The 1,643-nt window shown below is 50.8% G+C and carries 3 protein-coding genes; all 3 read right to left on the bottom strand.

Annotated features, from left to right (window positions below; genetic code table 11):
• Positions 1 to 136 (bottom strand): DUF2442 domain-containing protein (locus tag HW443_RS14110; RefSeq protein ID WP_176238210.1); only part of this gene is annotated, 136 nt, incomplete at its 3' end.
• Positions 117 to 452, bottom strand: a complete 336-nt coding sequence (locus HW443_RS14115) for a DUF4160 domain-containing protein (RefSeq protein WP_308751106.1) — start codon at positions 450 to 452, stop codon at positions 117 to 119. The genes HW443_RS14110 and HW443_RS14115, both read right to left, overlap by 20 nt.
• A 117-nt stretch (positions 453 to 569) precedes the next feature.
• The coding region (locus tag HW443_RS11085) for an ATP-dependent metallopeptidase FtsH/Yme1/Tma family protein (RefSeq protein ID WP_176238211.1) at positions 570 to 1,643 on the bottom strand (1,074 nt) is incomplete at its 5' end.

Consider the following 1,643-nt stretch of genomic DNA (forward strand, 5'->3'; position numbering starts at 1 on the left):
CGTGCAGAAGCCGGGGATACCAACTAAGGGGCACAGAAATGGTACGCCCATCGGACAAATCCACTGTGAGAGTATCTTCAGCAATAGTTACCCATTGGACTTTGGCTAATCGTGTTTCAACGACTAAAGAACTCATTCCAACTCCTTAGTAAGTGCGCTTGATTTTCTTCGACATGCCGCTGTATCTCGTTGATTTCTTTTCGGCTAAAGCCGCTACTGTGGACCAGTCTTACCAGGTCAAGCCAAAACTTGGCGATGTAGTCCTCCCGTTCCACGTGAACATGTGGTGCTTCATCCCGGTCGCCTGCATAGAAAAAGAAGCGATAGGGCCCAATACGCAACACTGTAGGCATGAAACAAAAATACGCTCTTATCGCTTCGCTGTCAACTTGGAAAAGGTATAGGATCATTTCAGGCTGGGGGCAAGTTATAGATCCTATGCCAAAGCTCATCGAGGCGATGGCTCATGATGGCGGTACGTACGGGCAGCAGATTCCCGACACCCGAACAGCTCCCATGCATGCCAGGCCCGCTGAAACGGGCTTTGTCCTCAGCCTTGCTCTCCTCTTTTACTCCACCGCCGGTTCCGGCCTGATCAGTTTTCTCTCCCTCCTGGGTCTGACTCTTTCCTCTGGCCTTTCTTGTTGTCTCTCTGTCTCACCCTTTTGGGGCTCAGCTTCCGCAGAAGCTCCCTCCTCGGATAGAAGCTGGAGAACTTCCTTCCTGCTTAAAGTCTCCTTCTCCATTAATTCTTCGGCCAGAAGATCCATCTTGTCCCGATGTTCTTCCAGAATGTCTTCAGCTTTGTTATAGGCTTCATCCACTATCCTTCGGATTTCCTTGTCGATCTCAAAGGCTACCTGTTCGCTGTAATCGGGATGAGAAGCAAAGTCCCGACCCAGGAAGACCTGATCCTGTTTCTGGCCCAGAGTAAGAGGTCCGAGTGTATCACTCATTCCGTATTCGCATACCATCTGGCGGGCAATTTTAGTTGCAGTCTCCAGATCATTTTGGGCACCGGTGGTAATATCCCCAAATATCAGTTGCTCGGCTACCCGTCCTCCCAGAAGCTGAGCCAGATTATCATAAAGCTCGGATCTGGATACCAGGTATTTGTCCTCAGTGGGAAGGGTAATGGTATACCCAAGAGCTCTTCCCCGAGAAACAATGGAAATCTTATGGACTGGATTGGTATGGGGCAGATAATGAGCAATGAGGGCATGACCCGCCTCGTGATAAGCCACGATATTCTTCTCTTTTTGACTCATAACCCTGGTCTTTCTCTCCGGACCAGCTATGACCCTCTCGATAGCCTGCTCCAGTTCGGACATAGAGACTTTCTTTTTACCGTGACGGGCAGCCAGAAGAGCAGCCTCGTTCAGGAGATTGGCCAGATCGGCTCCGGTAAAACCAGGAGTCTGACGGGCGATGACCTTGAGATCTGCATCCTTTTCCAGGGGCTTTCCGCGAGCGTGAACTTCCAGGATCTTCTCCCGGCCGACCAGATCAGGACGGTCCACGGCAATGTGTCGATCAAAGCGCCCTGTCCTCAGAAGAGCAGGATCCAGAATATCGGGACGGTTAGTGGCAGCAATTAAAATTACCGTATCATGGACATCGAAGCCGTCCATCTCCACCAGAAG

The organism is Candidatus Hakubella thermalkaliphila, assembly GCF_013281975.1.
Taxonomy (GTDB): Bacteria; Actinomycetota; Humimicrobiia; order Hakubellales; family Hakubellaceae; genus Hakubella; species Hakubella thermalkaliphila.

Bases quoted from the DNA above. Each gene is read 5' to 3' on its own strand.
- HW443_RS14115 (WP_308751106.1), bottom strand. From the start codon at position 452: ATGAGCTTTGGCATAGGATCTATAACTTGCCCCCAGCCTGAAATGATC.